2 protein-coding genes and 1 pseudogene are annotated in these 3,452 nt (G+C 76.1%); all 3 read right to left on the reverse strand.

Annotated features, from left to right (window positions below; all coding sequences use genetic code 11):
- Positions 1 to 1,087: transcription antitermination factor NusB (locus RIF89_RS12475; RefSeq protein WP_309069429.1), on the reverse strand; the 1,087-nt coding region annotated here is incomplete at its 3' end.
- A gap of 83 nt (positions 1,088 to 1,170) precedes the next feature.
- Complete coding sequence (gene fmt / locus RIF89_RS12480; protein WP_309069428.1) at positions 1,171 to 2,109, reverse strand: methionyl-tRNA formyltransferase; 939 nt, start codon at positions 2,107 to 2,109, stop codon at positions 1,171 to 1,173.
- 69 nt (positions 2,110 to 2,178) lie between these two features.
- Positions 2,179 to 3,452 (reverse strand): annotated as a pseudogene (locus tag RIF89_RS12485) (primosomal protein N'); the annotation flags it as partial.

Below are 3,452 nucleotides of genomic sequence, written 5' to 3' on the forward strand. Positions count from 1 at the left end.
CGAGCTCGGCGACATCGGACGGCTGCTTGCGCCAGCGCGCCTCAGGACGACGACGCAGCGCACCGAGTCCCGTGCAGGGCGCGTCGACCAGGATGCGCTCGTACGTGTCGGGATGCGCGGACGCGAGCTCGCGGCCATCCTGCTCGAACACGGTGACCTCGAGCGGCACGGCGGCGAGGGCCTTGCGCACGAGCCCTGCGCGCGCCGGCACCAGCTCGTTGGCGTCGAGCCGCGCGCCGTGCGCGAGCGCCTCGGCCGCCAGCAGCGCGGTCTTGCCGCCCGGCCCGGCGCACAGATCGAGCCAGCGCTCCCCCGGCTCGACCGGGGCGAGGCGGCTGAGCGCGAGCGCGACGAGCTGGGAGCCTTCGTCCTGCACGCGCACGGCGCCGCCCGACGCCCGCACGAGCGGCTCGGGATCGCCCGCACGCAGACGGAAGCCGACGGGCGAGTACGGCGTGCGCGTGCCATCGGTCTCGCCGAGGCCGGGCAGCGCGGCCATGGTGACGCGCGGCGAGACGTTGTCGGCGTCCAGCAGGTCGTCGAGCTCGTCGGTCCGCCCCTCGGCGGCGAGGGCACGCCGGAACGCACGCACGATCCACACGGGGTGCGACGACTCGAGCCCGATGCGCTCGTCATCGGACCGCGCGGTGTCGGCGACGCGCGTGAGCCAGTCGCCGGGGTTGTCGCTCGAGACGCGACGCAGCACGGCGTTCGCGAAGCCGGCGGCTCCCGATCCGGACGCCTCCCGCGCCAGCTGAACCGACTCGTTCACGGCGGCGTGCGACGCCACGCGCGTGGACATCAGCTGGTGCACGGCCAGACGCAGCGCGTCGAGGACCGGCGGATCGATCGCGGCCGGTTCCCGGTCGGCGGCGAGCCGGATGACGGCGTCGTACGTGCCGAGGCGGCGCAGCGTGCCGTACGTCAGTTCGGTCGCGAGCGCGGCGTCGCCGCCCGAGAGACCGGCGCGCTCGAGCTCGCGCGGCAGCAACAGGTTCGCGTACGCGTCCGAAGCCTGCACGGCACGCAGTACGGCGTAGGCGACGCGGCGGGCGGGCTGGACCTGCCGCCACGTCCTGTCGCTCATGCGCTGCGGCGTGCGGTGCCGGACGGCGGGCGCAGACGCCCTGTTGTCGGAGCGGCGGCCGCCGCCCTCCCGGTGCTCGACCATCACTGCCCACCTTCCGATGCCCCGACGTCGAAGACGGGTGCGCCGCGCGTGCCGCGCGCCCAGTCGGCCGCGGCCATCGCCGCCTTGCCCGCGGGCTGCACGCGCTCGACCAGGATCGGCTCGGTCCCGGTGCCGACGAGCACGGCGCCCGCGGCGGGCGCGACGCGGCCGGGAGCGAGCGGTTCGGCGGATTCTGCGCGGCGGGCGGCGAGGATCTTGACGCGCGCGCCGTCGAGCGTCGTGTGCGCTCCCGGCTCCGGCGTGACCCCTCGGAACCGGGCGAGCACGCGCTCCGCCGGCGCCGCCCAGTCCAGCAGGCCGTCCTCGATCGTCAGCTTCGCGGCGTGCGTCGGCTCACCTTCCTGAGCGACGGCGACCGCCGTGCCGGCGGCGATGTCGGCGACCACGTCTGCCAGCAGCGACGCGCCGCTCTCCGCGAGCGCATCCAGCACCTCCCCGGCCGTGGCGTCCTCGGGCACGTCGTAGCGCAGCTCGCCGAACACGTCGCCCGCATCGAGCTCGGGAACGAGGCGGAACACGGCAGCTCCCGTGACGCGGTCGCCCGCCATCAGCGCGCGCTGCACCGGCGCGGCGCCGCGCCAACGCGGCAGCAGCGAGAAGTGCAGGTTGATCCAGCCGTGCGCGGGCAGCGACAGCAGCGGCTCACGCACGAGCCCGCCGTACGCGACGACCACGGCGAGCTCCGGTTCGAGCGCGGCGATCCGCTCGGTCGCGTCGGCGTCGAGCCGCACGGCCCTGATCACGGGAAGATCGAGCTCCGCGGCCGCCGCTGCGACGGGCGACGGCGTGAGCACGCGCTTGCGCCCGAGCGGCGCATCCGGGCGCGTGACGACGGCGGCGATCTCGTGCCCCGCTGCGTGCAGCGCACGCAGCGAAGGGACGGCGACGGACGGCGTCCCCGCGAACACGATCCTCATCCGGTCAGCGGCCACTGCTCCCCCGTCTCGCCGTCCGCCGGCCCGCGCCGCGGGCCGATCCGGCGCCATTCACAACTCCGGCTCGACGATGTCGAGCCTGGTCGCGAGTATATTCCGCGGCGCCGTCTGTCTCGATCCGGGGCCCTTCGCCCCGCGGCGCGCCGAGCGCGCGTTCACCGCCTCCGCGACCACGGATGCGCGCAGGCTCGCGGCCACCGCGGCACCCCGCGCGTAGTCGAATCGCACGAGCGCGCGAGCGCCCGGCCAGCCCTGACGATCCACGGGAACGGGGCCGAGCACGGCGTCGGCGGCAAGCTCGGGCACGTCGGTGCGCAGGCTTGCGAGCGCGCGGTCGACCGCCGCCACGTCGCCCTCCAGGCGCGCGACGCGCGACGTGGGCGGCATCCGCAGCGGTGCCCGGTCGCTCAGCTCTGCGCGCGCATATGCCGCCTGCGTCCACGTCGCGAGGGCCCGCGCGACGCCGCCCGTCACGCCCACGAGGTGCACGGGCGCTCCTGGCGCCGCCAGCGCCGCGGCGTTCGACCACCAGCGCAGGCACGACTCGCCGATGCGCAGTTCGGGCGCCTGCAGCATCCGGTCGCCGTCGAGCAGCAGCACCGCGCGATAGCCGCCCTCCGCGATCGGCTCGGCACCGCGTGTGGCCACGACGAGCGCGGGGCGCGCATCCACCTCGCGCACCGGATGCGCGCCGTCCGCGACGACCACCCTGGCGCCGGGGAACGCGCGCCCGAGCTCGTCGGCCGTGCGCTCGCTGCCCGAGGACGCGAGCCGCACCCGCGGCGACGAGCAGTGTGCGCAGGTCCACGCGTTCGCCGAGCGGCCGCACCACCCGCAGACGGGCACCGCCCCGCGCCCAGGCGCATGCAGCGGCCCGCCGCAGTGTCGGCATCGCGCCGGCGTGCGACAGTCGGCGCACACGAGCGTCGGCGCGTATCCCGGACGCGCCACCTGCACGAGCACCGGCCCCTGCTCGAGCCCCTCGCGCGCCGCGCGGAAGGCGGCGGACGGGATGCGCGCCCCGGGTTGCTCGCTCTCCGTCACGGCGCTGAGGATCACGTTGGGCGTGTAGCGCCGCGACGCCGGGGCATCCTGAACCCAGCCGAGCGCGACGAGGCGCTCCACGTCGGCCGTGCGCGTGTGCCCCGCGATCAGCAGCGCGGGCTTGTCGCCCGATTCCGCATCCGCGAGCTCCTGTCGGACGAGCGCGGCGTCGCGTGCGTGCACGTAGGGGGCGAGCGGCTCCTCGAAGAGCGGGTCGCCGTCGTCCCACATCGCGATGAGCCCCGGGCGGCTCACCGGCGAGTACACGGCGGAGCGGTTGC

The sequence above is a fragment of the Microbacterium sp. genome, assembly GCF_031178525.1.
In the GTDB taxonomy this organism is placed as follows: Bacteria; Actinomycetota; Actinomycetes; order Actinomycetales; family Microbacteriaceae; genus Microbacterium.

Coding starts and splice junctions, on each gene's coding strand:
- fmt (WP_309069428.1), bottom strand. CDS start 2,109: ATGAGGATCGTGTTCGCGGGGACGCCGTCCGTCGCCGTCCCTTCGCTG.